Origin of the sequence: Miniimonas arenae (assembly GCF_006351005.1) — a bacterium.
Lineage (GTDB): Bacteria > Actinomycetota > Actinomycetes > Actinomycetales > Beutenbergiaceae > Miniimonas > Miniimonas arenae.
The window spans coordinates 71,215-94,854 of the sequence record NZ_VENP01000002.1; the positions used below are offsets into that span (position 1 = coordinate 71,215).

Annotated in this window: 17 protein-coding genes and 1 tRNA gene; 7 read left to right on the forward strand and 11 right to left on the reverse strand. The window is 72.1% G+C overall.

The window, feature by feature from the left end; all coding sequences use genetic code 11:
- Positions 1-33: 33 nt before the first annotated feature.
- The 3 genes from FH969_RS01295 to FH969_RS01305 all read right to left on the reverse strand — a co-directional run bounded on the left by FH969_RS01295 (position 34) and on the right by FH969_RS01305 (position 3,396).
- Entirely contained in the window at positions 34-591 is a 558-nt protein-coding gene (locus FH969_RS01295; protein ID WP_108717311.1) for an NUDIX domain-containing protein, read from the reverse strand.
- 119 nt (positions 592-710) lie between these two features.
- A complete protein-coding gene (gene rpsA, locus FH969_RS01300; protein ID WP_108717310.1) occupies positions 711-2,174 on the reverse strand; it encodes a 30S ribosomal protein S1 in 1,464 nt (487 codons plus the stop codon).
- 196 nt (positions 2,175-2,370) lie between these two features.
- Positions 2,371-3,396, reverse strand: coding sequence for a 6-phosphofructokinase (locus FH969_RS01305; RefSeq protein WP_139985580.1), 1,026 nt, complete (start codon positions 3,394-3,396; stop codon positions 2,371-2,373).
- Between the two features lie 68 nt (positions 3,397-3,464).
- Here FH969_RS01305 and FH969_RS01310 point away from each other — a divergent pair, with 68 nt between their 5' ends.
- A complete protein-coding gene (locus tag FH969_RS01310; protein ID WP_108719842.1) occupies positions 3,465-4,310 on the forward strand; it encodes a class I SAM-dependent methyltransferase in 846 nt (281 codons plus the stop codon).
- A 21-nt stretch (positions 4,311-4,331) separates the two neighbouring features.
- On the opposite strand, the gene polA is transcribed toward FH969_RS01310, so the two are convergent.
- Complete coding sequence (gene polA / locus FH969_RS01315; protein WP_139985631.1) at positions 4,332-6,965, reverse strand: DNA polymerase I; 2,634 nt, start codon at positions 6,963-6,965, stop codon at positions 4,332-4,334.
- 75 nt (positions 6,966-7,040) lie between these two features.
- Between polA and FH969_RS01320 the strand changes: the two genes are divergently transcribed.
- Positions 7,041-7,475: a hotdog fold thioesterase gene (locus FH969_RS01320; protein ID WP_108719841.1), complete on the forward strand. Its 435-nt coding sequence runs from the start codon at positions 7,041-7,043 to the stop codon at positions 7,473-7,475.
- Here the strand turns inward: FH969_RS01320 and FH969_RS01325 are convergent.
- Positions 7,385-8,209 carry a GNAT family N-acetyltransferase gene (locus FH969_RS01325; RefSeq protein ID WP_180359612.1) on the reverse strand — a complete coding sequence of 275 codons (825 nt, stop codon included), beginning with the start codon at positions 8,207-8,209 and terminating at the stop codon, positions 7,385-7,387. The genes FH969_RS01320 and FH969_RS01325 overlap by 91 nt on opposite strands.
- Positions 8,210-8,449: 240 nt before the next feature.
- Here FH969_RS01325 and FH969_RS01330 point away from each other — a divergent pair, with 240 nt between their 5' ends.
- The 4 genes from FH969_RS01330 to FH969_RS01345 are packed head-to-tail and all read left to right on the forward strand — an operon-like array spanning position 8,450 to position 12,682.
- Positions 8,450-9,904, forward strand: a complete 1,455-nt coding sequence (locus FH969_RS01330; protein WP_246071634.1) for a branched-chain amino acid ABC transporter permease — start codon at positions 8,450-8,452, stop codon at positions 9,902-9,904.
- A gap of 9 nt (positions 9,905-9,913) precedes the next feature.
- Positions 9,914-10,900, forward strand: coding sequence for a branched-chain amino acid ABC transporter permease (locus FH969_RS01335; protein ID WP_108719839.1), 987 nt, complete (start codon positions 9,914-9,916; stop codon positions 10,898-10,900).
- Positions 10,890-11,849 (forward strand): ABC transporter ATP-binding protein, encoded by a 960-nt coding sequence (locus FH969_RS01340; protein ID WP_108719838.1) that lies wholly within the window; start codon positions 10,890-10,892, stop codon positions 11,847-11,849. Before FH969_RS01335 ends, FH969_RS01340 begins: the two co-directional genes overlap by 11 nt.
- Positions 11,846-12,682 (forward strand): ABC transporter ATP-binding protein, encoded by an 837-nt coding sequence (locus tag FH969_RS01345; protein WP_108719837.1) that lies wholly within the window; start codon positions 11,846-11,848, stop codon positions 12,680-12,682. Before FH969_RS01340 ends, FH969_RS01345 begins: the two co-directional genes overlap by 4 nt.
- A gap of 187 nt (positions 12,683-12,869) precedes the next feature.
- Here FH969_RS01345 and FH969_RS01350 read toward each other — a convergent pair whose 3' ends face one another.
- Positions 12,870-14,165: an ABC transporter substrate-binding protein gene (locus FH969_RS01350; protein WP_139985582.1), complete on the reverse strand. Its 1,296-nt coding sequence runs from the start codon at positions 14,163-14,165 to the stop codon at positions 12,870-12,872.
- A 202-nt stretch (positions 14,166-14,367) separates the two neighbouring features.
- Positions 14,368-14,955, reverse strand: a complete 588-nt coding sequence (locus tag FH969_RS01355; protein ID WP_234417997.1) for an ANTAR domain-containing response regulator — start codon at positions 14,953-14,955, stop codon at positions 14,368-14,370.
- An 86-nt stretch (positions 14,956-15,041) separates the two neighbouring features.
- Between FH969_RS01355 and FH969_RS01360 the strand changes: the two genes are divergently transcribed.
- Positions 15,042-15,115, forward strand: a tRNA-Leu gene (locus FH969_RS01360).
- A gap of 88 nt (positions 15,116-15,203) precedes the next feature.
- Here FH969_RS01360 and FH969_RS01365 read toward each other — a convergent pair.
- The 4 genes from FH969_RS01365 to gltB form a co-directional block, all read right to left on the reverse strand.
- The gene (locus FH969_RS01365) at positions 15,204-15,842 is read right to left on the reverse strand and encodes a hypothetical protein (RefSeq protein ID WP_139985583.1); all 639 of its coding nucleotides are present in this window, start codon (positions 15,840-15,842) and stop codon (positions 15,204-15,206) included.
- Between the two features lie 92 nt (positions 15,843-15,934).
- Entirely contained in the window at positions 15,935-17,374 is a 1,440-nt protein-coding gene (gene pyk, locus FH969_RS01370; RefSeq protein WP_108719834.1) for a pyruvate kinase, read from the reverse strand.
- 166 nt (positions 17,375-17,540) lie between these two features.
- A complete protein-coding gene (locus tag FH969_RS01375) occupies positions 17,541-19,001 on the reverse strand; it encodes a glutamate synthase subunit beta (RefSeq protein ID WP_139985584.1) in 1,461 nt (486 codons plus the stop codon).
- Positions 18,994-23,574 carry a glutamate synthase large subunit gene (gene gltB, locus FH969_RS01380; protein WP_139985585.1) on the reverse strand — a complete coding sequence of 1,527 codons (4,581 nt, stop codon included), beginning with the start codon at positions 23,572-23,574 and terminating at the stop codon, positions 18,994-18,996. The genes FH969_RS01375 and gltB overlap by 8 nt, the downstream gene beginning before the upstream one ends.
- Positions 23,575-23,640: the final 66 nt, after the last annotated feature.

The following is a 23,640-nucleotide window of genomic DNA, read 5'->3' on the forward strand; positions in this document are numbered from 1 at the left end:
ACGACGGCGGGCTCGCCGTCGGGCGAAGGCGGATCAGCCCCAGCGGCCGAGCGCCACCGCGGCCGCCGTGAGGGCCGCCAGCGTCTCGCCGTCGCGGATCTCGCCCGCCGCGATCATGGCGCCGAGCTCGGACCACTCGACGCGCCGGACGGCGGTGATGCCCTCGGCCGCCGCGTCCGTGCCCTGGGCGTGCACGACGGCGAGCCCCTGCGCGAGCACGACGGTGCCGGGTGCGCGGCACACCCCGTTGAGCGACTCGACCCCGGCGGCGACCTGCCACCGCGTGGCGGTCAGTCCGGCCTCCTCGAGCAGCTCGCGGCGGCCCGCGGTCACGGGGTCCTCGCCGGGGTCGCACCCGCCGGCCGGCACTTCCCAGCCGGCGCCCGTCGTGTACCGGTCGACGTGGACGAGGACCACCTGGTCCTCGTCGTCCACGGCCACCACGAAGACGGCGGGTGCGCGGACGGTGACGACCCCGTAGACGCCGGGCTCGCCGTCGGGCCCGAGCACGTCGTCGTGCGACACGGTGATCCACCGGTTGCCGTAGACCTCCCGCGATCCGGTGGTGCGCCAGCGCGTCGGCGTCGTCATGGCTGATCCTCCCTGTCCTCCCTGGTAGGGCGCCGGAGACGCACGACGGCGCCCCCGCTGCTGCGGGGGCGCCGTCGTGGACCGTGCGTCGGGGCGAACGCCCCGGGCTCAGCTCCGGATCAGTTCCCGGTGAGCTTCTCGCGCAGCGCCGCGAGGGCCTCGTCCGACGCGAGCGTGCCGCTCGGGCCGGCCGGAGCCGAGCTGTAGGAGGAGCCGCCGGCCTCGGCCGGAGCCTCGCCGTCGCCCTCGGTCTCGGCCTCGATGGCCGACGCGACCTGCTTCTTGTGGGCCTCCCAGCGCGACTGGGCCTCGGCGTACTGCCGCTCCCACTCCTCGCGCTGCGCGTCGAAGCCCTCGAGCCACTCGTTCGTCTCCGGGTCGAAGCCCTCGGGGTACTTGTAGTTGCCCTGCTCGTCGTACTCCGCCGCCATGCCGTAGAGGCTCGGGTCGAAGTCGTCCGAGGACGGGTCGACACCCTCGTTGGCCTGCTTGAGGGAGAGCGAGATGCGGCGACGCTCGAGGTCGATGTCGATGACCTTGACGAAGACGTCCTCGCCGACCTTCGCGACCTGCTCGGGCACCTCGACGTGGCGCACGGCCAGCTCGGAGATGTGCACGAGGCCCTCGATGCCGTCCTCGACGCGCACGAACGCACCGAACGGGACGAGCTTGGTGACCTTGCCGGGCACGACCTGGCCGATGGCGTGGGTCCGCGCGAACTGCTGCCACGGGTCCTCCTGCGTCGCCTTCAGCGACAGGGAGACGCGCTCGCGGTCCAGCTCGACGTCGAGCACCTCGACGGTGACCTCCTGGCCCACCTCGACGACCTCGGACGGGTGGTCGATGTGCTTCCAGGACAGCTCGGAGACGTGCACGAGGCCGTCCACGCCGCCGAGGTCGACGAATGCACCGAAGTTGACGATCGAGGACACGACACCGGGGCGGACCTGGCCCTTGGCGAGCGAGGACAGGAACGTGGAGCGGACCTCGGACTGGGTCTGCTCGAGCCACGCGCGGCGCGAGAGCACCACGTTGTTGCGGTTCTTGTCGAGCTCGATGATCTTCGCCTCGATCTCCTTGCCGACGTACGGCTGGAGGTCGCGGACGCGACGCATCTCCACGAGCGACGCCGGCAGGAAGCCGCGCAGGCCGATGTCGAGGATGAGACCACCCTTGACCACCTCGATGACGGTGCCGGTGACGACACCGTCCTCCTCCTTGATCTTCTCGATCGTGCCCCAGGCGCGCTCGTACTGCGCGCGCTTCTTGGACAGGAGCAGGCGACCCTCCTTGTCCTCCTTCTGGAGGACGAGCGCCTCGACGACCTCGCCGACGGACACGACGTCCTCGGGGTCGACGTCGTGCTTGATGGAGAGCTCGCGGGAGAGGATGACCCCCTCCGTCTTGTAGCCGATGTCGAGGAGGACCTCGTCGCGGTCGACCTTGACAATGGTGCCCTCGACGATGTCACCGTCGTTGAAGTACTTGATCGTCGCGTCGACGGCGGCGAGGAAGTCCTCGCTCGAGCCGATGTCGTTGACGGCGACCTGCGGGACGGTCGGGGCGGGGGTGGAGATGGTCATGAAGGAGGGACTCCGATGCGGACAGGGATCGTGCGAACAGGGACGGGACGCCGGGCCCCGCGCGCGAAAGGTCCGCGCTGGGAGGGCATGACGACAGGCGCACCTGACGGCGCACCTGCGGAAATCCTACCTCCCGCGCACGGGAGGTAGCAAAGCGGGCGCCGGCCGGCGGCCGGTCCGACGAGCAGGGTCGGCGTCAGGCCAGGGCCGCAGCGACGTCGAGCAGCGCCTGCGGCACGTGCTTGACCTTGCCGGCGATGTCCGCGAGCGGGACGAGCTCGACCTCGCCGGCCCGCAGCGCGGTCATCACGCCCGTCTCGCCGCGGGTGACGGCATCGATGGCGGCGACGCCGAACCGGGACGCGAGGATGCGGTCGGTCGGGGTGGGGGTGCCGCCGCGCTGGATGTGACCGAGCACGGTGACCCGGGTGTCGAACCCGGTGCGCTGCTCGATCTCCTGCTTGAGGCGCTCGCTGATCCCGCCCGCGACGATCTGGCCGAACTGGCCCAGCTGCATCTCGTACTGCATCGAGGTGCCCTCGGCGGGCATGGCGCCCTCGGCGACGACGATGATCGAGAACGACGCGTGCGCGCGGTGGCGGTGCTTGAGGAAGCGGACGATCTTGTCGATGTCGAACGGCTGCTCGGGCGCGAGCACGATCTCCGCGCCACCGGCGATGCCGGACGCCGCCGCGATCCAGCCCGCGTGCCGGCCCATCACCTCGACGAGCATGACGCGGTTGTGCGACTCCGCGGTGGTGTGGATCCGGTCCACGGCGTCCGTGGCGATCGTGACGGCGGTGTCGAAGCCGATGGAGGCATCCGTGCCCCACACGTCGTTGTCGATCGTCTTCGGGATGGCCACGATCGGCACGCCGGCCTCGGCGATCTTGCTCGCCGCGTGGAGCGTGCCGTCGCCACCGATGCAGATGAGCGCGTCGACGTGCTCGTTCTCGACGGTCGCGAGCACGGCGTCCATGCCGTCCTCGGCGGAGTGCGGGTGGAACCGCGCGGTGCCCAGGAGGGTGCCGCCGATCGGCAGTACGTTGCGGATGTGGGACCGCGTCAACGGGACGATGTCGCCGTCGACGACACCCTTCCACCCGTTGCGGAAGCCGATGATGTGGTGCCCGTGCTGCCCCACCCCCCGCTTGACGACGGCCCGGATTGCTGCATTGAGGCCCGGGACGTCGCCGCCGCCGGTGAGGAGTCCGACTCGCATGAGAGCCACACTATCCGGGTGAACCTCCGCAGTCGGTGCCACAGGTCCCACGTCGGGGTGACCGCCACGTGAACGGCGGGCCACCGGCCGGTGACGTCGGCCTGCCCGCCCTCGGCGCGGCGGGGTACGAGGACTCCCCCGCGGGCGCCGGTGCGGCGGGCGTGGCGCGCACCTGGTGGGACGCGAACGCCGACGAGTACCAGGCCGAGCACGGCGACGCCCTGGGCGACGCGGACTTCGTCTGGGGCCCCGAGGGGCTGCGGGAGGCCGACGCGCACCTCCTCGGGGACCTCGACGACCTCGCCCGGGCTCGGGTGCTCGAGGTCGGCGCCGGAGCGGCCCAGTGCTCGCGCTGGCTGCGGGGGCAGGGAGTCGACGTCGTGGCGACCGACCTGTCCGGCGGCATGCTGGCGACCGGGCGCGCGCTCGACACCGCCACCGGGGTCGCGGTTCCCCTGGTCCAGGCCGACGCCCGGGCGCTGCCCTTCGCCAACGCCTCGTTCGACGTCGTCTTCACGTCCTACGGCGTCATCCCGTTCGTGCCCGACGCGCGCACGGTGCACCGCGAGGTCGCCCGCGTGCTGCGTCCGGGCGGCCGGTGGGTGTTCTCGACGTCGCACCCCGTGCGCTGGGCCTTCCCCGACGATCCCGGGCCCGACGGGCTCGTGGCCACCCGCAGCTACTTCGACGCGCGCGCGTACGTCGAGCGCGCCGACGACGGCTCACCGCTCTACGCGGAGTTCCACCGCACGCTCGCCACGCACGTCGCCGACGTCGTGGCGTGCGGCTTCGTGGTCGACGCCCTCACGGAGCCGGAGTGGTCCCGGGGCCGCGGGACGTGGGGCGGTTGGAGCGCGCAGCGCGGGGCCGTGCTGCCCGGCACGCTCGTGCTGGGCTGCCGGCTGGCGGGCTGACCCGCCGTCGCGCGACGTGGCTCAGTGACCGGCCTCGCGCCAGGTCCGCCCGACTCCGACGCTCACCTCGAGCGGCACCGACAGGTCCGCCGCCCCGGCCATCCGCTCGCGCACGAGCGCGCTGACCTCCTCGAGCTCGCCGTCGGCCACCTCGAGGACGAGCTCGTCGTGCACCTGGAGCAGCAGGCGCGAGGTGAGCCCGCGCGCGTTCAGCTCGCGGTGCACCCCGATCATCGCGACCTTGACGATGTCCGCGGCCGAACCCTGGATCGGCGCGTTGAGCGCCATCCGCTCGGCCATCTCGCGGCGCTGGCGGTTGTCGGACGTGAGGTCGGGCAGGTAGCGCCGGCGGCCGAGGATCGTCTCGGTGAAGCCGTCCTGGCGGGCGTCGTCGACGACGCCCGTGAGGTAGTCGCGGACGCCGCCGAAGCGCTCGAAGTAGTCGTCCATCAGGGCGCGCGCCTCGCCGACGTCGATCGCGAGCTGGCGGGAGAGCCCGAACGCGCTGAGGCCGTAGGCGAGCCCGTAGGACATCGCCTTGATCTTGGCGCGCATCGCCGACGTGACGTCGGCGGGGGCCACGCCGAACACCCGCGAGCCCACGTACCGGTGCAGGTCCTCGCCGGACCGGAACGCCTCGATGAGCCCCGCGTCCCCGCTGAGGTGCGCCATGATCCGCATCTCGATCTGGGAGTAGTCGGCCGTGAGCAGCGTCGCGTACCCGGGGCCGACGACGAACCCCTCGCGGATCCTGTAGCCCTCCTCGGTCCGGATCGGGATGTTCTGCAGGTTCGGGTCGATCGACGACAGCCGCCCGGTGGCGGCCACCGTCTGCTGGAACGTGGTGTGGATCCGGCCGTCCGGCGCGACCGTGCGCAGCAGGCCCTCGACGGTCTGGCGCAGCCGGATCGCCTCGCGGTGCGCGAGCAGGTGCTCGAGGAACGGCTCGGGTCGCCGGGCGTACAGGTCCGCCAGGGCGTCCGCGTCGGTCGTGTAGCCCGTCTTCGTCCGCCGGGTCTTCGGCATGCCGAGCTGGTCGAACAGCACCTCCTGCAGCTGCTTGGGCGAGCCGAGGTTCACGGTGCGCCCGATCGCGTCGTAGGCGGCCGTGGCCGCACGCTCGACCGCGCCGTCGAACTCGCGCTCCAGCCCGCGCAGGTAGTCCACGGCCGCGGCGATCCCGGCGCGCTCCATCGCCACGAGCGTCGCCTGCACGGGGAGCTCGACGTCGCGCAGGAGCGCGGCGGCGCCGCGCTTCTCGACGTCGTCGGCGAGCGGGGTCACGAGCTCGCGCACCGCGACGGCGCGCGCGGCTGCCGCGCGCCCGCCGAACGAGTCGCCCTCGAGGCCGAGGTCGAGCATGCCCTGGCCGGCGTCCTGCGCGCCGGGCAGCTCGCGGTGCAGGTAGCGCACCGCGAGGTCGTCCAGGTCGTACGTGCGCTGATCGGGGTGGCACAGGTAGGCCGCGAGCAGCGTGTCGAACGTGACGCCCGCGAGCGAGTACCCGCGCGCGGCGAGCAGGTGCGTGGCGGCCTTCGCGTCGTGGGCCACGACGGCGCGGGCCGGGTCCGCGAGCCAGGCCCCGAGCGCGGCGTCGTCGGCCGGGTCGATCTCGGCCAGGTCCACCGCCACGCTCTCCCCCGCCGGGTCGGCGATCGCCAGCGCCCAGGCGTCCCCGGACCCCTGCTGCAGCCGACCGGTCACCTCGAGCCCGCACGCGCCGTCGGGCCGGGCGGCCAGCCACGCCCCGAGCTCGCCCGGGGCGAGCTCGCGGTGCGCGAGCGTGAGCCCCTCGACCTCCTGGCGCACCTCGTCCTCGGGCAGCAGCTGGAACAGCCGGTCCCGCAGCACCCGGAACTGCAGCGCGTCGAACACCTCGTGCACCGCGTCGCGGTCCACCGGGACGCGCTCGGTGTCCGCGAGCGTGATCGGCACGTCGACGTCGCGCAGCAGCTGGTTGACCTGCCGGTTGAGCACCACCTGCGCGAGGTTGTCGCGCAGGCTCTGGCCGGCCTTGCCGGCGATGGCGTCCGCGTGGGCGATCACGCCGTCGAGCCCGTCGTAGGCGGTGATCCACTTGGCGGCCGTCTTCGGGCCGACGCCGGGCACGCCCGGGAGGTTGTCGCTCGTCTCCCCGACGAGCGCGGCGAGGTCGGGGTAGCGCGCCGGCGGTACGCCGTACTTCTCCTCGACGTCGGCCGGGGTCATCCTGACCAGGTCCGACACGCCCTTGCGCGGGTACAGCACGGTCACGGCGTCGCTCACGAGCTGGAACGTGTCCCGGTCGCCGGAGCACAGGAGCACGCGGGCGCCCTCGGCCTCCGCGCGCACCGCCACCGTGGCCAGCACGTCGTCCGCCTCGACGCCCTCGACGCCGACGTGCGGGATGCGCAGCGCGCCGAGCACCTCCTGGATGAGCGGCACCTGGCCCCGGAACTCCTCCGGCGTCGCGCTGCGGGTGCCCTTGTACTCCGCATAAGCCTGCGTGCGGAAGCTCGCCCGGGACACGTCCCAGGCCACCATGACGTGCGTCGGCTGCTCGTCGCGGATGAGGTTGATGAGCATCGAGGTGAACCCGTACACCGCGTTCGTGGGCTGGCCGTCCGTGGTCGCGAAGTTCTCCACGGGCAGGGCGAAGTACGCGCGGAACGCCATGGAGTGGCCGTCCACCAGCAGGACGGTCGGAGTGGTGCGCTGCGTCGGCTGGGTCACGGTGCCAGCCTAGGTCGCATGTCCGACATCCCGACCGCGCCCGGCGCCCCGCGCGACCCCGTACTGCCCGACTCGACCGGCACGCTGCTGGAGCGACTGGGCATCGCCGTCGTGAGCGTGTCCCCGAGCGAGTGCGTCGCGACCATGCCGGTGGCGGGCAACACCCAGCCGTTCGGGCTGCTGCACGGCGGCGCCACCGCGGCACTGGCGGAGACCGTCGGCTCATTCGCCGCGCACGCGCACGCGGGTCCCGGGCGCGCGGCCGTCGGGCTGGAGCTGTCGATCACCCACCACCGCGCGGTGCGCGCCGGCGTCGTCACGGCGCGCGCGAGCGCGGTGCACCTCGGGCGGTCGACCGCCAGCTATCTCGTCGAGGTGGTGGACGAGGCGGACCGACGCATCAGCTCCGCGCGCCTGACCTGCCTCGTGCTCGCGGAGTCGGGTCCCGCTTGAGCCAGGGCGGCCGTCGGGGTGCCGTCGGGCGCGTCGTCGTGCCCGTCGTCCAGGATCCGGCGCGCCTCGTCCCCGAGGTCGGCCGCCGGCCCGAGCGACGAGTCGGCTGCCCTGTCGTCCCGCCCGCCCCTCGAGCCGGCGGAGGCTGACTCGGGCGCGGCCGGGATGCCGTGCGCCGGCGTGGCCTCGCGCAGCACCCGGCGCCGCGCGATGAGCGACTCGAGGCCGGACCGCTGGGGGTCCCCCTCCAGCCGGCGCTGCAGTGATCCGACGTCTGCGGTGCGGCGCGCACCCACCGGGGAGAATCCCAGACGCGAGAGGAACCGCGCCTCGTGCCGCGAACCGGTGATCGGCTGCGTCACGATCCGGGACAGACCCTGCGCGACGGCGAACGCGAGCTGGTCCGCCAGCAGGGCTCGCCCGGCGCCGCGCCGGCGGCTGCCGGGTCGCACGTAGAGCACCTCGATCTGCAGCCAGGGGTCCTGGGAGAACAGGCCGGGACGCTGGGTCTGGCCGAGCGCGAGGCCGACGACCTCGCCCTCGATCGTGGCGACCGAGGCGTGCGAGGGGTAGTTCTCCAGGAACGCCCGCAGCCGCGCGAGGAGCACGTCGCGCGGGGTGGAGCCGATCGAGCCGCCCACGGGGTGGTCCAGCTGCACGTCGTCGAGCAGCACGGCCAGCCGCTCCAGGTCGGTGGGGTCGGCCGGTCCGACCACGACTCCCGCTCGCGCCACAGCGCTACTCCCTCCGGCCCCCGCCGCCGAAATCCTACGACGACTCGGCCCCGGTGGAGAGTCCTGTCCGGCGCACGTTAACGTCCGTGACACACTGCGCTACCCGGATGTCACATCCACGACCTACGTTCACGCATCGTCGCGTGCATCGCGAGACCCGCGGTGCGCAGCCGTCCAGGCGTGCGCGCACCCCCGGTGATCCGGCGCCGCGCTCGCCACCGAACCGTTGAGGAGCTGCCCGTGCAGGTCATCGCACCACCAGGGGCGCACGTGCGCAGGCGGCTGGTCCTCCTTGTGCTCGCACTGCTCACCGCACTCGCGCTGCCGCTGCTCGCGAGCGGGGTGGCGCCCGCACGGGCCGACTCGGCGGGGCCGTGCACGCCCGCCGCGGATGTCGCGTGCATCGGCGGGACGATCCGGACCGCCGCCGGCGATCCGGCCGTCGGGGTCGTCCTGACGATCGAGGGTTCGGGCGACCCGATCACCGCGACCACCGACGACACCGGCCGCTGGTCCGCGCAGGTCCCGGAGGCCGGGGAGTACACGGTGACCCTCGACGTCGCGACGCTGCCCGCCGGCGAGAGCCCGCGCGACGGCACCACGACGCGGACCGTGACCGCCGAGCTCGGCAAGACCAAGGGCGCGCTCTTCCCGCTCGGTGCCGCGGGCGCGGGCGGCGGGGCCACGTCGGGAGCCACCCCCACGGCGTCCGCCTCCACCGACGACTCGGCATCCGCCGACGCCTCCGCGGCGGCGACCGTGCCGCCGGGCAGCGCGACGGACGAGACCGGCTCGGGCGAGACCGGTGGCGCCGGGACGAACCGGGTGCTCCAGCTCATCCTCGCCGGCATCATCTTCGGCACGCTGCTCGCGCTCGCCGCGGTCGGCGCCAACCTCATCTACGGGACGACCGGCCTGTCGAACTTCGCGCACGGCGACCTCGTGACCCTCGGTGGCCTCATCGCGTTCGCGAGCGTCCAGTGGTGGCACCTGCCCGTCGGGGTCGCGATCCTCGTCGCGGTGGTCGCGGGCGGGGCGGCCGGCTGGCTGCTCAACGCCGGGATCTTCGCGCCCCTGCGCCGCAAGCGGATCGGCATCACCCAGCAGATGATCGTGACGATCGGTCTCGCGCTCGCGCTGCTGAGCACCTACATGCTGTTCTTCGGCGCCAACCCGCTGCCCATCGTGCGGACGATCTCCACGCGGCTCACCATCGGGCCGGTCCAGATCTCCGAGCAGTCGCTCTGGTCGCTCCTCATCGCCGGGGTCGTCCTCGGCGCGGTCGCCTGGATTTTGCAGGGCACCCGGGTGGGGCGCGCCACGCGGGCGGTGGCCGACAACCCCGCGCTCGCTGCGGCGTCGGGCATCAAGGTGGAGTCGATCATCCGGGGGGTGTGGATCACCGCCGGCGCCCTGGCGGCGCTCGGCGGCGTGCTCGTGGGCCTGTACCTGAGCACGATCCGGTTCAACACCGGCTCGGCGCTGCTGCTGCTCATGTTCGCCGCGATCACCCTCGGCGGGCTCGGCTCGCCGCTCGGCGGCCTGATCGGCGCGCTCATCATCGGCCTCGTGGTCGAGCTGTCCACGCTCGTCCTGCCCAACGACATGCGCTACGCGAGCGCGCTGGTCATTCTCATCGTCGTCCTGCTGGTCCGGCCCCAGGGCATCCTGGGCCGAGCCGAGCGCATCGGTTAGGCGGTCGTCATGGACTTCGGCTCCCTCTTCACCAACGTCGTCGCCGAGATGATCGGCCCGACGGCCATCGCCTACGCGCTCGCCGCGATCGGGCTCAACATCCACTTCGGTCTCACCGGACTCATCAACATGGGTCAGGCCGGCTTCATGCTGCTCGGCGCCTACGGCTTCGCGATCTCCACGATCGCCGGCTGGCCCGTGTGGGCGGCCGTGCTCGTGGCGATCGCGGCCGCGGTGGTGTTTGCGCTCCTGCTGGGCATCCCGACCCTCAAGCTGCGCGGGGACTACCTCGCCATCGTCACCATCGCGGCCGCGGAGATCATCCGCATCGTCGGGAGATCGACGTCGCTGTCCTCGTTCACCGGCGGGTCCAACGGACTCCTGGGCAACTCGTTCAAGGAGAGCTTCTCGGGGGCCTCGCCGTTCCCGGACGGGCGCTTCTCGCTCGGCCCGTTCACCTACTCGATGAACGACTCGAACTCGTGGTGGCTGCGCATCGTGGGCTGGGCGCTCGTCGCCCTGGCCTGCCTGCTCGTCTACCTCCTCATGCGCAGCCCGTGGGGCCGCGTGCTCAAGGGGATCCGCGAGGACGAGGACGCGGTCCGCTCGCTCGGCAAGAACGTCTACGGCTACAAGCTGCAGGCGCTCGTGACCGGTGGCGTCCTGGGGGCGTTAGGCGGCATCGTGTTCACGCTCGCGTCGTCGGTCCAGCCGGACTCGCTCGGCCGCCCCGTCACGTTCAACACCTGGACGATCCTGCTCCTGGGCGGCGCCGCGACGGTCTTCGGGCCGGTGCTGGGGTCGCTGCTGTTCTGGGGCGCGCTGATCCTCGTGCGCGGTCTGCTGCGCGGCCTCGTCCCGGAGACGATCCTGTCCACGCAGCAGGTCGAGCAGGCCGGCTGGGTGCTCGTGGGCATCACGCTCATGCTGCTCATCGTGTTCCGGCCACAAGGCCTGCTCGGCGACAAGAAGGAGCTGGCGATCAATGTCCGCTGACCCGCAGCTCGCCGGGAGCCACGCGCTGCCCGAGGTCGCCGAGGCCCGCGCCGCGCTCGCCGCGCTGGACCAGGTGCCCGGCGTCGCCAAGCCCGACCCGATGCTCGTGGCCGACGGCGTGCAACGCACGTTCGGCGGTGTGCACGCCGTCGACGTCGCGCACCTCGAGGTGCAGCGGCACGTCATCACGGCGCTCATCGGCCCGAACGGCGCCGGGAAGACCACCTTCTTCAACCTGATGACGGGCTTCGACAAGCCCGACTCCGGCCACTGGACTTTCGACGGCGTGAGCCTCGCGGGCGTGCCGGCCTCCCGGGTCTCCCGGTCCGGCATGGTGCGCACGTTCCAGCTCACCAAGGCCCTGTCCCGGATGACGGTGCTGGAGAACATGCGCCTCGGCGCGGGCTCCCAGCCGGGCGAGCGCATGCTCACCGCCCTGGTGAGGCCGCTGTGGGTCGCGCGCGAGCGGGAGATCACCGACAAGGCGATGGACCTGCTCGCCCGGTTCAAGCTCGACACCAAGAAGGACGACTTCGCGGGCTCGCTCTCGGGCGGCCAGCGCAAGCTGCTGGAGATGGCCCGCGCGCTGATGTCCGACCCGAAGCTCGTCATGCTCGACGAGCCGATGGCAGGCGTGAACCCCGCGCTCACGCAGTCGCTGCTCGGCCACATCATCGAGCTGCGCGACGAGGGCACCACGGTGCTCTTCGTCGAGCACGACATGCACATGGTCCGGCACATCTCCGACTGGGTCGTCGTGATGGCCCAGGGCAAGGTGGTCGCCGAGGGCCCGCCGAAGCAGGTGATGGACGACCAGGCGGTCATCGACGCCTACCTCGGCGCGCACCACGACACCGACCTCGGCGACGACAGCCTGCTCGACGAGGGCGGACGGATCGACGCCGAGGCGGACGCCGAGTCCGAGGCCGAGCTGGAGGAGCCGAAGTGAGCACCGTGATCGACCTCTCGATCGTGCATCGCGGCGCCCCCGGCGGTGAGCCGCTGCTGCGCGCCGACAACCTCGTGGCCGGCTATCTGCCCGGCGTCAACATCCTGCAGGGCTGCTCCCTCGTGCTGCACCCCGGGGAGCTCGTCGGGATCATCGGCCCCAACGGGGCGGGCAAGTCCACCCTGCTCAAGGCGCTGTTCGGGCTCGTCAACGTGCGGTCGGGGACCCTCACGCTGGACGGCGAGGACATCACCAACCTGCGCGCCGACGTGCTCGTGCGGCGCGGGGTCGGGTTCGTCCCGCAGACGAACAACGTGTTCCCCACGCTCACCATCGAGGAGAACCTCCAGATGGGCGTCTACCAGACGCCCGCAGTCTTCAAGGAGCGGCTCGAGGTGGTGCTCGATCTCTTCCCCGAACTCACCAAACGCCGCAAGCAGGCCGCCGGCGCGCTCTCCGGGGGCGAGCGGCAGATGGTCGCGATGGCACGAGCCCTCATGCCCGAGCCGTCGGTCCTCCTGCTCGACGAGCCGTCGGCGGGCCTCTCCCCCGTGCGCCAGGACGAGGCGTTCCTGCGCACCCGGCGGATCAACCGGGCCGGGGTCTCGGTGGTGATCGTGGAGCAGAACGCCCGGCGCTGCCTGCAGATCTGCGACCGCGCCTACGTGCTCGACCAGGGCCGCAACGCCTACTCCGGTCCCGGCCGCGAGCTCATGAACGACCCGAAGGTCATCGAGCTCTACCTCGGGACGCTCGCCACCGACGTCGACGCCGCACGCGCGACGGCCGACGGCGACGGCGACTCGCATCCGACCGACGCCAAGGACGCCTGAGCCGGGGCCGGGTCGCGAGCCGGGAGAGCTCGGGTCTCACGTCGAGGCCACGCCCGCGCAGCCACCACGCTGCGCGGGCGTCGTGCTGCTCGCACGACCCGCTCCCCGGGGACCGCACGCCGTCGCGCACACGCGCGAGGGCCCCGGCGCCTGTGGCGCCGGGGCCCTCGACTCGAGGCAGTCCCGATCAGCTGGCCGGGACCTCGCCCTCCTCGCTGCGGACGAACGTGTAGGTGTTGTCCTCACCGAACTGGTAGACGCCGATGAAGGCGGAGGACGGGTCGTTGGCTTCGTTGAACGGGCCGACGCCGGAGACCGCCTGGTAGGCGATGTCCTCGCCGTCCTCGATCAGGCCCGAGCACTCCTCCCACCCCGTGCACTCCGTGCCGCCGTCGGCGCCGGAGACCGCCGCCATGTTGGCCTGGATCGCCTCACCCGTGGCCTCGCCGCCCTTGAGGGCCGCGAGAGCCGCCAGCATCGTCGCGTCGTAGGACTCCGGACCGTAGGAGAAGTCCTTGAGGTCCGGGTCGATGCCCTTCATCCGGTCCTGGAACTCCTGGGCCGGGAACGCGCCGGGCAGCGTGCCCTGCGCGCCGGTGAGCGTGCCGGCCGGGAAGCCGGTCTCGCCCTCGGTGCCGAAGTTCTGCAGGTTGCCGTCCACGAAGTACGTCTTGCTCATGTCCCAGCCCTGCGCCGCGAGCTCGCGCACGATGGTCGGGGTCTGGGTCGTGAACGTGAGGATCACGACGGCGTCCGGCTGGGTCGCGAGCGCGTCGCTCACGATCGTGCCGAAGTTCGTCTCGGTCGGGTCGAACTCCTGACCGGCGTTGCCGTAGGTGATCGCACCGCCCGCGTCCTCCACGACGCCCTGCACCACGTCGCGCAGCGAGATGCCGTAGGACTCGTTGAAGACGAGCACCGCGACATTGCTCGCGCCGTCGCCGACGATGAGGTTGCCGAGCACGTCGCCCTGGACCGTGTCCGGCGGGGCGGTGCGGAAGTAGAAGTCGGAGTAGCCCGACAGCGACGTGTCGGTGTTGGCCGGGGAGATCTGGACGATCCCGGCGCCCGTGATGTCGTCGACGACGTTCTTGGTCACCGACGACGACGCTGCCCCGATGACGACCTGGACGTCGGCGTTGATGAGCTCCTGCGCCGCCGCGATGCCGACGGCCGCGTTGTCGGCGTCGGAGGAGTCGGTCTCGGTGAGCTCGATGTCGGACCCGAACACGCCGCCGGCCGAGTTGATCTCGTCGATCGCGAGCTTCACACCGGCGATCTCGGGCGGGCCCAGCTGGGCGAGAGACCCCGTGACGGGGAGGAACGTGCCGAAGTGGAGCTGACCGCCCTCGCCCGAACCACCGGCGCTGGTGCCGTCCGATCCCGCCGTGGACTCGCTGTCCCCGCCCCCGCTGCTGCAGGCGGCGAGGACCAGGGCGAGCGCCCCGGCAAGCGCCGCAACCCGCGCGACAGATCGCTTCATGTGGTGTCTCCTTCGCTTGGCCGCCCGGACGGGCGGTCGTCGTGGCAGTAGACCACCAGCGGCGTGTGTCGGACGTGTGACACGTCGGTCACACCACCATCACGATTCGCAACGATGTGGTAACGGCGCACCCCCCGCGCTCGAGACAACTCGGGCGCGGGGGGTGCGGTGCCGTGCGTCGTGCGCAACGCCGACGGGAGGCTCAGTCCTCCGAGCCGCCGACCTGGTCGATCACGGCGTCGGCGACCTCGCGCATCGTGAGGCGACGGTCCATCGACGTCTTCTGGATCCAGCGGAACGCCTCGGGCTCGGTGAGCCCCATCCGGGTCATGAGCAGGCCCTTGGCCCGGTCGACGCGCTTGCGGGTCTCGAAGCGGTCCGCGAGGTCGGCGACCTCGTTCTCCAGGGCCACGATCTCGGCGTGCCGGTGCAACGCGATCTCGATCGCGGGCAGGAGGTCCGCCTGCGTGAACGGCTTGACGACGTAGGCCATGGCGCCGGCGTCGCGCGCCCGCTCCACGAGCTCGGTCTGCGAGAACGCCGTGAGGAGCACCACCGGGGCGATCCGGTCCCGGCCGATCCGCTCGGCGGCGGAGATCCCGTCCAGCACGGGCATCTTGACGTCCATCACCACGAGGTCGGGGCGCAGGTCCGTGGCCAGTGCGACCGCGGTCTCGCCGTCGCCGGCCTCGCCGACGACGTCGAACCCGGCGTCCACGAGGGTCTCGACGACGTCCATCCGGATCAGCGCCTCGTCCTCGGCGACGACGACCCGACGGCCCCTGCCGATGCCCGGCGTCGAGGTCGACGTCTCGTCCTCGGGCTCCTGCTCGTTCTTCTTCGCTGTGCTCACCCCGGTAGCGTAGTGCCCCGCGCGCCCCGGTAGCCCAACTGGCAGAGGCAGTCGGCTCAAACCCGACCCAGTAAGGGTTCGAATCCCTTCCGGGGCACCCACGCCTCGTCGAGTGGTGTGACCGTCGACATCGCGGGACGGCTCACCGGCGTCCGGGGACGTCGCCGGGCGGCTCGAGAAGCGACTCACGACACCGTCACCGAGCCGATGAAGTCCTCGCACCCGGCCACGATCGTCGCCTCGTCGTCGACCCACTGGCAGTACAGGTGAGCCACCTGGCCGCGACCGAAGATCCAGTACCCGAGGTAGGAGTAGCCGGAGCCGGGCAGGTCCACCACCTCGCGGACCGCGGGCAGCCCCGCGACCGACGTCTGGGTGGTCTCCTCGATCACCTCGGCGCCGTTGATCTCGTGGTACGTCGCGATCCGGTCGGTGATGTCGCGCCAGGAGATCATGTCGCACGTCACCGTGAGCGGCCCGAGGTCCATCTGCGGGTACACGAGCAGGTTGATGACGTCGAGCGACGCCTGCTGGTCGTCGGGTACCCAGTAGCGGGCGGTCCAGTCTCCCTCGACCGGGTTGTCCTCGTAGTATCCCGACGCCTCGTGGAAGCGCGGCGGGTCGGGCGCGGTGAGGGTGGTGAGGTCGACGTCGGCGACGAGCTCGCCGTCCTTCGGCGGTCGGCCGTCGCACTCGATGAAGCCGGGCGGGATCGAGCGGTGCGCCGTGGGCGCGCTCGCCGCGGTCGGATCGCCGTCGCCCTGCCCCCCGCCGTCGCCGTCGCCCCCGAACGGGACGCAGCCGGCGACGGCGAGCATCGTCACGAGCGCGGCCAGCAGCCTTCTCGCGTGGCTCGCCGTCGGCCCGGGACGCGCCAGGGCGCCGCGGTCCGAGGACCGCGGCGCCCTGTGCTGGTTCAGCCCTGCTCCGGCACGTGCCGGTCGGTGTCGTCACCGATCGTGTGCACCTGGATGAGGTTCGTCGTGCCGGCGTGCCCGACCGGGGCGCCGGAGACCACGACCACGCGGTCGCCGGGCACGGCCAGGCCGCGGCCCTGCAGGCAGCGGTCGACCTCGGCGACCATGGCGTCGGTGTGCGGGACCGTCGGCGTGACGATCGTCGTGACGCCCCACGACAGCGCGAGCTGACGGCGGGTGCGGGCGTCGGGCGAGAACGCGATGAGCGGCAGCTCCGAGCGCAGGCGGGACATCCGGCGGGCGGAGTCGCCGGACTGCGTGAACGTCACGAGGTAGCGCGCGTCGAGCGTCTTGCCGATGTGGTTCGCCGCCGCCGTGATGACGCCGCCGCGGGTGTGCGGGGTCCATGCGAACGCGGCGATCCGCTCCAGGCCGTGCTCCTCGGTGGCCTCGATGATGCGGGCCATCGTGCGCACGCACTCGATCGGGAACTGACCCACCGAGGTCTCGCCGGACAGCATGACCGCGTCCGCGCCGTCGAGCACGGCGTTGGCGCAGTCGGAGGTCTCCGCGCGGGTCGGGCGCGGGGAGCTGATCATCGACTCGAGCACCTGGGTGGCGACGATGACGGGCTTGGCGTTGCGCCGCGCGATCGCGACGGCCTCCTTCTGCACGAGCGGCACGCGCTCGAGCGGGAGCTCCACGCCGAGGTCGCCACGGGCGACCATGATGCCGTCGAACGCGTCGACGATCTCGGCGAGGTTCTCCACGGCCTGCGGCTTCTCGATCTTGGCGATGACCGGGACCTTGTAGCCCTCCTCGCGCATGATCGTGGCGACGTCGTCGTAGTCCTTCGCCGAACGCACGAACGACAGCGCGATGAAGTCGGTCTTGAGGCGCAGCGCCCAGCGCAGGTCCTCGATGTCCTTCTCGCTCATCGCGGGCACGGAGACCGCGACGCCGGGCAGGTTGATGCCCTTGTTGTTGGAGACCGGACCGGGCACCTCGACACGGGTCACCACGTCGGTGTCGGTCACCTCGACGACGCGGACCTGGACCTTGCCGTCGTCGATGAGGAGGACGTCGCCCGGCTTGCAGTCGCCCGGGAGGCCCTTGAACGTGGTGCCGACGAGCTCCTTGGTGCCCTCGACGTCGCGCGTGGTGATGGTGAAGATGTCGCCCACGGCGAGGTCGTGCTTGCCCTCCTTGAACCGCTCGAGGCGGATCTTGGGGCCCTGCAGGTCGACCAGGATGGCGACGGCGCGGCCGGAGTTCTCGGCGGCGGCGCGCACGTTCTCGATGACCGCGGCGTGCTCCTCCGGAGCACCGTGGCTGCGGTTGATCCGTGCGACGTCCATGCCGGCGTCGACGAGCTCCTGGATCTTCTCGGGGGAGGCGGTCGCGGGACCGAGGGTGCAGACGATCTTTGCTCTACGCATGAGTTCAGCCTAGTTGGGTCGAAGGGATGGACGGGAAGCCGGAGGTCCCACGGCGGCGCACGCCGGTGACCGGGGCGTGGCCGGTGGACGACGGCCAGGTGGCGCGCCGGTGCACCGCTCGTCTGCGCTCATCAGGGCACGGCGGGCAGGCGCGTCCGGCAAGGGGTCAGATCTGGAAGCCGCGGTCCTGCGGACGGACCGGGACGGGCAGCTCGGTCGCACCCGTGAGGTACTTGTCGACCTCGGCCGCGACGGCCCGACCCTCGGCGATGGCCCACACGATGAGCGACTGGCCGCGTCCGGCGTCGCCGGCCACGAAGACCCCCGGCACCGTGGTCGCGTAGTCCTCACCGCGCGCGATCGGCCCGCTCGGGGCGATCGAGACACCGAGCTGGTCCGACACGGCCGTGGCGTCGGGACCGGCGAAGCCCATCGCCACCAGCACGAGGTCCGCCGGGATCTCCTTCTCGGTGCCGACCTTGGGCACGCGCCGGCCGTCGGGCAGGTAGTCCGTCTCGGCGACCCGCAGGCCCTCGACGCGGTCGGTGCCGAGGATCTGCACGGTCGAGGCGAGGAACTTCCGCTCGCCGCCCTCCTCGTGCGAGGAGGACATCTCCAGCACGCGGGGGGTGGTGGGCCAGGGCTGGTCCTGGGGTCGCTCGACGGGCGGCTGGTAGCCGATCGCGAGCGTCGTGACCGAGCGTGCGCCCTGGCGCAGCGCCGTCCCGAGGCAGTCCGAGCCGGTGTCGCCGCCGCCGATGATGATCACGTCCTTGTCCGTGGCCGTGATCTGGTCGGCCACCGTGCGGCCGGCCACCACGGCGTTGGACTGGCTGAGGTAGGTCATCGCGTTGACGACGCCCGGCAGGGCGCGCCCCTCGACCCGCAGGCTGCGCGGCAGGCTCGCGCCGATCGCGATGACGACGGCGTCGAACCGCGCCCGCAGCTCGTCCCAGGTCGGGTCCTCGCCCACGGTCACGCCGGTGCGGAACCGGGTGCCCTCGGCCTCCATCTGCGCCACGCGGCGGTCGATGTGGGCCTTCTCGAGCTTGAAGTCCGGCACGCCGTAGCGCAGCAGCCCGCCGATCGCGTCGTCCTTCTCGAACACCACGACCGTGTGCCCGGCCCGGGTGAGCTGCTGCGCGACGGCGAGACCCGACGGCCCGGAGCCGACGACGGCGACCGTGGAGTCGGTGAGCCGGTCGGGCACGACCGGGTGCACGAGACCGCGCTCCCAGGCCTCGTCGATGATCGAGACCTCGATGTTCTTGATCGTGACCGGCGGCTGGTTGATGCCGAGAACGCACGAGTTCTCGCACGGCGCGGGGCAGATGCGACCGGTGAACTCCGGGAAGTTGTTCGTGGCGTGCAGCCGCTCGATCGCCTCCTCCCACTGGCCGCGCCACACGAGGTCGTTCCACTCGGGGATGAGGTTCCCCAGCGGGCAGCCCTGGTGGCAGAACGGGATGCCGCAGTCCATGCAGCGCCCCGCCTGGCGCGTGAGGTAGGGGCTGTCGCCCACCCGGTGCTCGTGGACCTCCCGCCAGTCCTGCAGTCGCAGGGGCACGGGGCGGGACTCGGGCAGCTCCCGGTCCCTTGTCCGCAGGAACCCGCGTGGGTCAGCCATGCGCGGCCTCCAGGATCTCCTCCCAGACGCCCGGCGCCGCCGGGTCGAGGCCGTCCGCTTCCGCCTGCGCGAGCGCCGTGCGCATGCGGCGGAAGTCCGCCGGCATGAGGCGCGTGATCCGCCCGAGCGTGCCGTCGAGGTCCGCCACGAGCGAGCGCGCCGAGGGCGACTCGGTCTCCTCCGCGTGCCGGCGCAGCAGGTCGGCGACGAGGCCGCGGTCCTCGTCCGCGAGCGGGGACACCTCGAGCTCGCCCGCGGCCACCGCCGCGCCGTTGAGCATGCGTTCGTCGAGGTCGAGCACGTACGCGACGCCGCCGGACATGCCGGCACCGACGTTGCGCCCGGTCCGGCCGAGGATCACCACGGTGCCGCCGGTCATGTACTCCAGCGCGTGGTCGCCGGTGCCCTCGACCACGAGGGTCGCGCCCGAGTTGCGCACGCCGAAGCGCTCGCCCGCGAGGCCGGACAGGAAGATCTCCCCCGACGTCGCGCCGTAGCCCACCACGTTGCCCGCGATCACGTGACCCGCCGGGTCGAACCGCGCCGCGCGGTCGGGCCGCACGACGATGCGTCCGCCCGACAGGCCCTTGCCGACGTAGTCGTTCGCGTCGCCGAACAGGCGCAGCGTGACGCCGCTGGGCAGGAACGCGCCGAGGGACTGGCCGGCCGAGCCGGTGAGCGTGACGTCGATCGTGTCGGTGGCGAGCCCCGCGTCGCCGTACCGCTTGGCGACCTCGTGGCCCAGCATCGTGCCCACGGTCCGGTTGACGTTGCGCACCGGGAGCGCGATGCGCACCGGCTCGCGGCGCTCGAGCGCGTCGGCGCTCAGCGCGATGATCTGCCGGTCCAGCGCGCGGTCGAGCGCGTGGTCCTGCTCCTGCACCTTGGTGAGCGAGGAGCCGGGCGCCGGCTGAGGCACCGTGAGCACGGGTGCGAGGTCGAGGCCGTTCGCCTTCCAGTGCTCGACGGCGTCGCGTGCGTCGAGCACGTGGACCTGACCGATCGCCTCGTCGAGGCTGCGGTAGCCGAGCTCGGCGAGCAGCTCGCGGACCTCCTGCGCGATGTACTCGAAGAACGTCACGACGAACTCGGGCTTGCCGGTGAACCGGGCGCGCAGCTCGGGGTTCTGCGTCGCGACCCCGACCGGACAGGTGTCCAGGTGGCACACGCGCATCATGATGCAGCCCGAGACCACCATCGGGGCGGTCGCGAAGCCGTACTCCTCCGCGCCCATGAGCGCCGCGACGAGCACGTCGCGACCGGTCTTGAGCTGGCCGTCGACCTGCACCGTGATGCGGTCGCGCAGGTTGTTCAGCACGAGGGTCTGCTGGGTCTCGGCGAGCCCGATCTCCCACGGCGTGCCGGCGTGCTTGAGCGAGGTCAGCGGGCTCGCGCCCGTGCCGCCGTCGTGCCCGGAGATCAGCACGACGTCGGCGTGCGCCTTGGACACGCCCGCCGCGACCGTCCCGACGCCGAACTCCGACACGAGCTTGACGTGCACCCGGGCCGAGGGGTTGGCGTTCTTGAGGTCGTGGATCAGCTGGGCGAGGTCCTCGATCGAGTAGATGTCGTGGTGCGGCGGCGGGGAGATGAGGCCCACGCCGGGGGTGGAGTGCCGGGTCTTGGCGACCCACGGATAGACCTTGTGGCCGGGCAGCTGGCCGCCCTCGCCGGGCTTGGCCCCCTGGGCCAGCTTGATCTGCAGGTCGTCGGCGTTCGTGAGGTACTCGGCGGTGACGCCGAAGCGGCCCGACGCGACCTGCTTCACGCGCGAGCGCCGCTCGGGGTCGTGCAGGCGCTCGAGGTCCTCGCCGCCCTCCCCCGTGTTCGACCGTCCGCCGAGCCGGTTCATCGCCCGCGCCAGGGTCTCGTGCGTCTCCTGCGAGATCGAGCCGTAGCTCATCGCGCCGGTGTTGAAGCGCTTGACGATCTCCGAGATCGGCTCGACCTCCTCGATCGGCACCGGCTCGCGGTACGGCGCGAAGCGCAGCAGGCCGCGCAGCGTCATGAGCCGGGTCGAGGTGTCGTTCACGCGCGAGGTGTACTTCTTGAAGATGTCGTAGCGACGCTCGCGGGTGGCGTGCTGCAGGCGGAACACCGTCTCGGGGTCGAAGAGGTGCTCCTCGCCGTCGCGCCGCCACTGGTACTCCCCGCCGACGTTGAGGCGCTCGTGCGCGACCTGGTTGCCGGAGGCCGGGTAGGCCTGCGCGTGCCGCGCCGCGACCTCGGCCGCGATGACGTCCAGGCCGATGCCGGACAGGCGCGACGTGGTGCCGGTGAAGTACTTCTCCACGAGCTCGTGGGACAGGCCCACCGCCTCGAAGACCTGGGCGCCGCGGTAGGAGGAGATGGTCGAGATGCCCATCTTGCTCATCACCTTGAGCACGCCCTTGCCGAGCGCCTTGATGAGGTTGGCCACGGCCTTCTCGGGCGTGACGGAGAGGTACCCGTCGTGCGCGAGGCTCTCCACCGACTCCATCGCGAGGTACGGGTTCACCGCGGCCGCGCCGTAGCCGATGAGCAGCGCGACGTGGTGCACCTCGCGCACGTCGCCGGCCTCGACGACGAGCGAGATCTGGGTTCGGGTGTGGTTGCGCGTGGTGTGGTGGTGCACCGCGGACAGCAGGAGCAGCGACGGGATGGGCGCGTACTCGGCGTCGGAGTTGCGGTCCGACAGGACGAGGAAGCTCGCCCCGTTCGCGACGGCGCGGTCGACCTGCGCGCAGATCTCCTCGATCCGCTCGGCGAGCGCCTCGGCGCCGCCCGCCACCCGGTAGGTGCCGCGCACGACGACGGCGCGGAACTTCCCGATCATCGACGGGTCGCGGTCGACCTTGACGATCTTGGCGAGCTGGTCGTTGTCGAGCACCGGGAACGGCAGCACGAGCTTGCGCGCGTGCTCGGGCACGTCCTCGAGCAGGTTGGGCTCGGGTCCGATCGCCCCGCCGAGGGAGGTGACCAGCTCCTCGCGGATGGAGTCCAGCGGCGGGTTCGTCACCTGCGCGAACATCTGCGTGAAGTAGTCGAAGAGCAGACGCGGACGCTGCGAGAGCACCGCGATCGGCGTGTCGGTGCCCATCGCGCCGATCGGCTCCGCGCCGGTGGCCGCCATCGGCGTGAGCAGGACGCGCAGCTCCTCCTCGGTGTAGCCGAACGTCCGCTGACGGCGCAGCACCGAGGCGGCGGTGTGCCGCACGTGCTCGCGCTCGGGCAGCTGGTCGAGGTAGACGGCGTGCTCCTCGAGCCACTGCGCGTAGGGCCGCTCGGCCGCGAGCGCGGCCTTGACCTCGTGGTTGGCGATGATCCGGCCCGCGCCGGTGTCGACGAGGAACATCTTCCCCGGCTCGAGGCGGCCCTTGCTCACCACGGTGGCCGGGTCGAGGTCGAGCACGCCCGACTCCGACGCGAGCACGACGAGGCCGTCCTCGGTGACCCAGTACCGCCCCGGGCGCAGCCCGTTGCGGTCGAGCACCGCGCCGATCAGGGTGCCGTCGGTGAACGTGAGGCAGGCGGGCCCGTCCCACGGCTCCATGAGCGTGGAGTGGTACTCGTAGAACGCGCGGACCGCGGGGTCCATCGTGGCGTGGTTCTCCCACGCCTCGGGGATCATCATGAGCACCGCGTGCGGCAGGCTGCGCCCGCCCAGGTGCAGCAGCTCCACGACCTCGTCGAAGGACTGGCTGTCGCTGGCGCCGGGCGTGACGACCGGCAGGAGCGGCGCGAGGTCGCCGAGGGCGTCGCTGCGCAGCATGCCCTCGCGCGCGGCCATCCAGTTGCGGTTGCCGCGCAGCGTGTTGATCTCCCCGTTGTGGGCGATCGAGCGGAACGGCTGCGCCAGCGGCCACGACGGGAACGTGTTCGTGGAGAAGCGCGAGTGCACGAGCGCGATCTCGCTCGCGTAGCGCGGGTCGGACAGGTCCGGGAAGAAGGGCTCGAGCTGCGAGGTGGTGAGCATGCCCTTGTACACGAGCGTGCGGCACGACAGCGAGGCCAGGTACAGCCCGAGCTCGCGCTCGACCCGCTTGCGCACGCGGTAGGCGCGTCGCTCCAGGTCCACGCCCGCGAGCTCGCGCGAGGGGTCGGCGATCACCAGCTGGCGGAACGTCGGCATGGTCGAGCGGGCGGTCGGGCCCACGAGGTCCGCCACGACCGGCACGTCGCGCCACGCCAGGAGGTCCATCCCCTCGTCGGCCACGATCGCGGCCACGCCCTCCTGCGCGGCCCGCGCCTCCTCGGCGTCCTGAGGCAGGAACACGGTCCCGACGGCGTACGAGCCCTCCGAGGGCAGGTCGGCGTCGACGACGTCGCGCAGGAACGCGTCCGGCATCTGTGTGAGGATGCCCGCGCCGTCGCCCGTGTTCACCTCGGCGCCCACGGCGCCGCGGTGGTCGAGGTTGAGCAGGGCGGTCAGGCCCGCGTCGACGATGTCCCGGCCGGGGGTGCCGCGCATGGTCGCGACGAACGCGACCCCGCAGGCGTCGTGCTCGTCGGCCGGGTCGTACAGACCCTGTGCCTCGGGGGCAGCGGTACCGGCTGGCAGGCTCCACTCGTGTGCCCAGCGCGCGGTGCTCATACGGCGACCGTCCCTCCCCCCGGTCCCAAGGCCGGGATCAACTCCTACTAGGTCGGGGACGCCGTC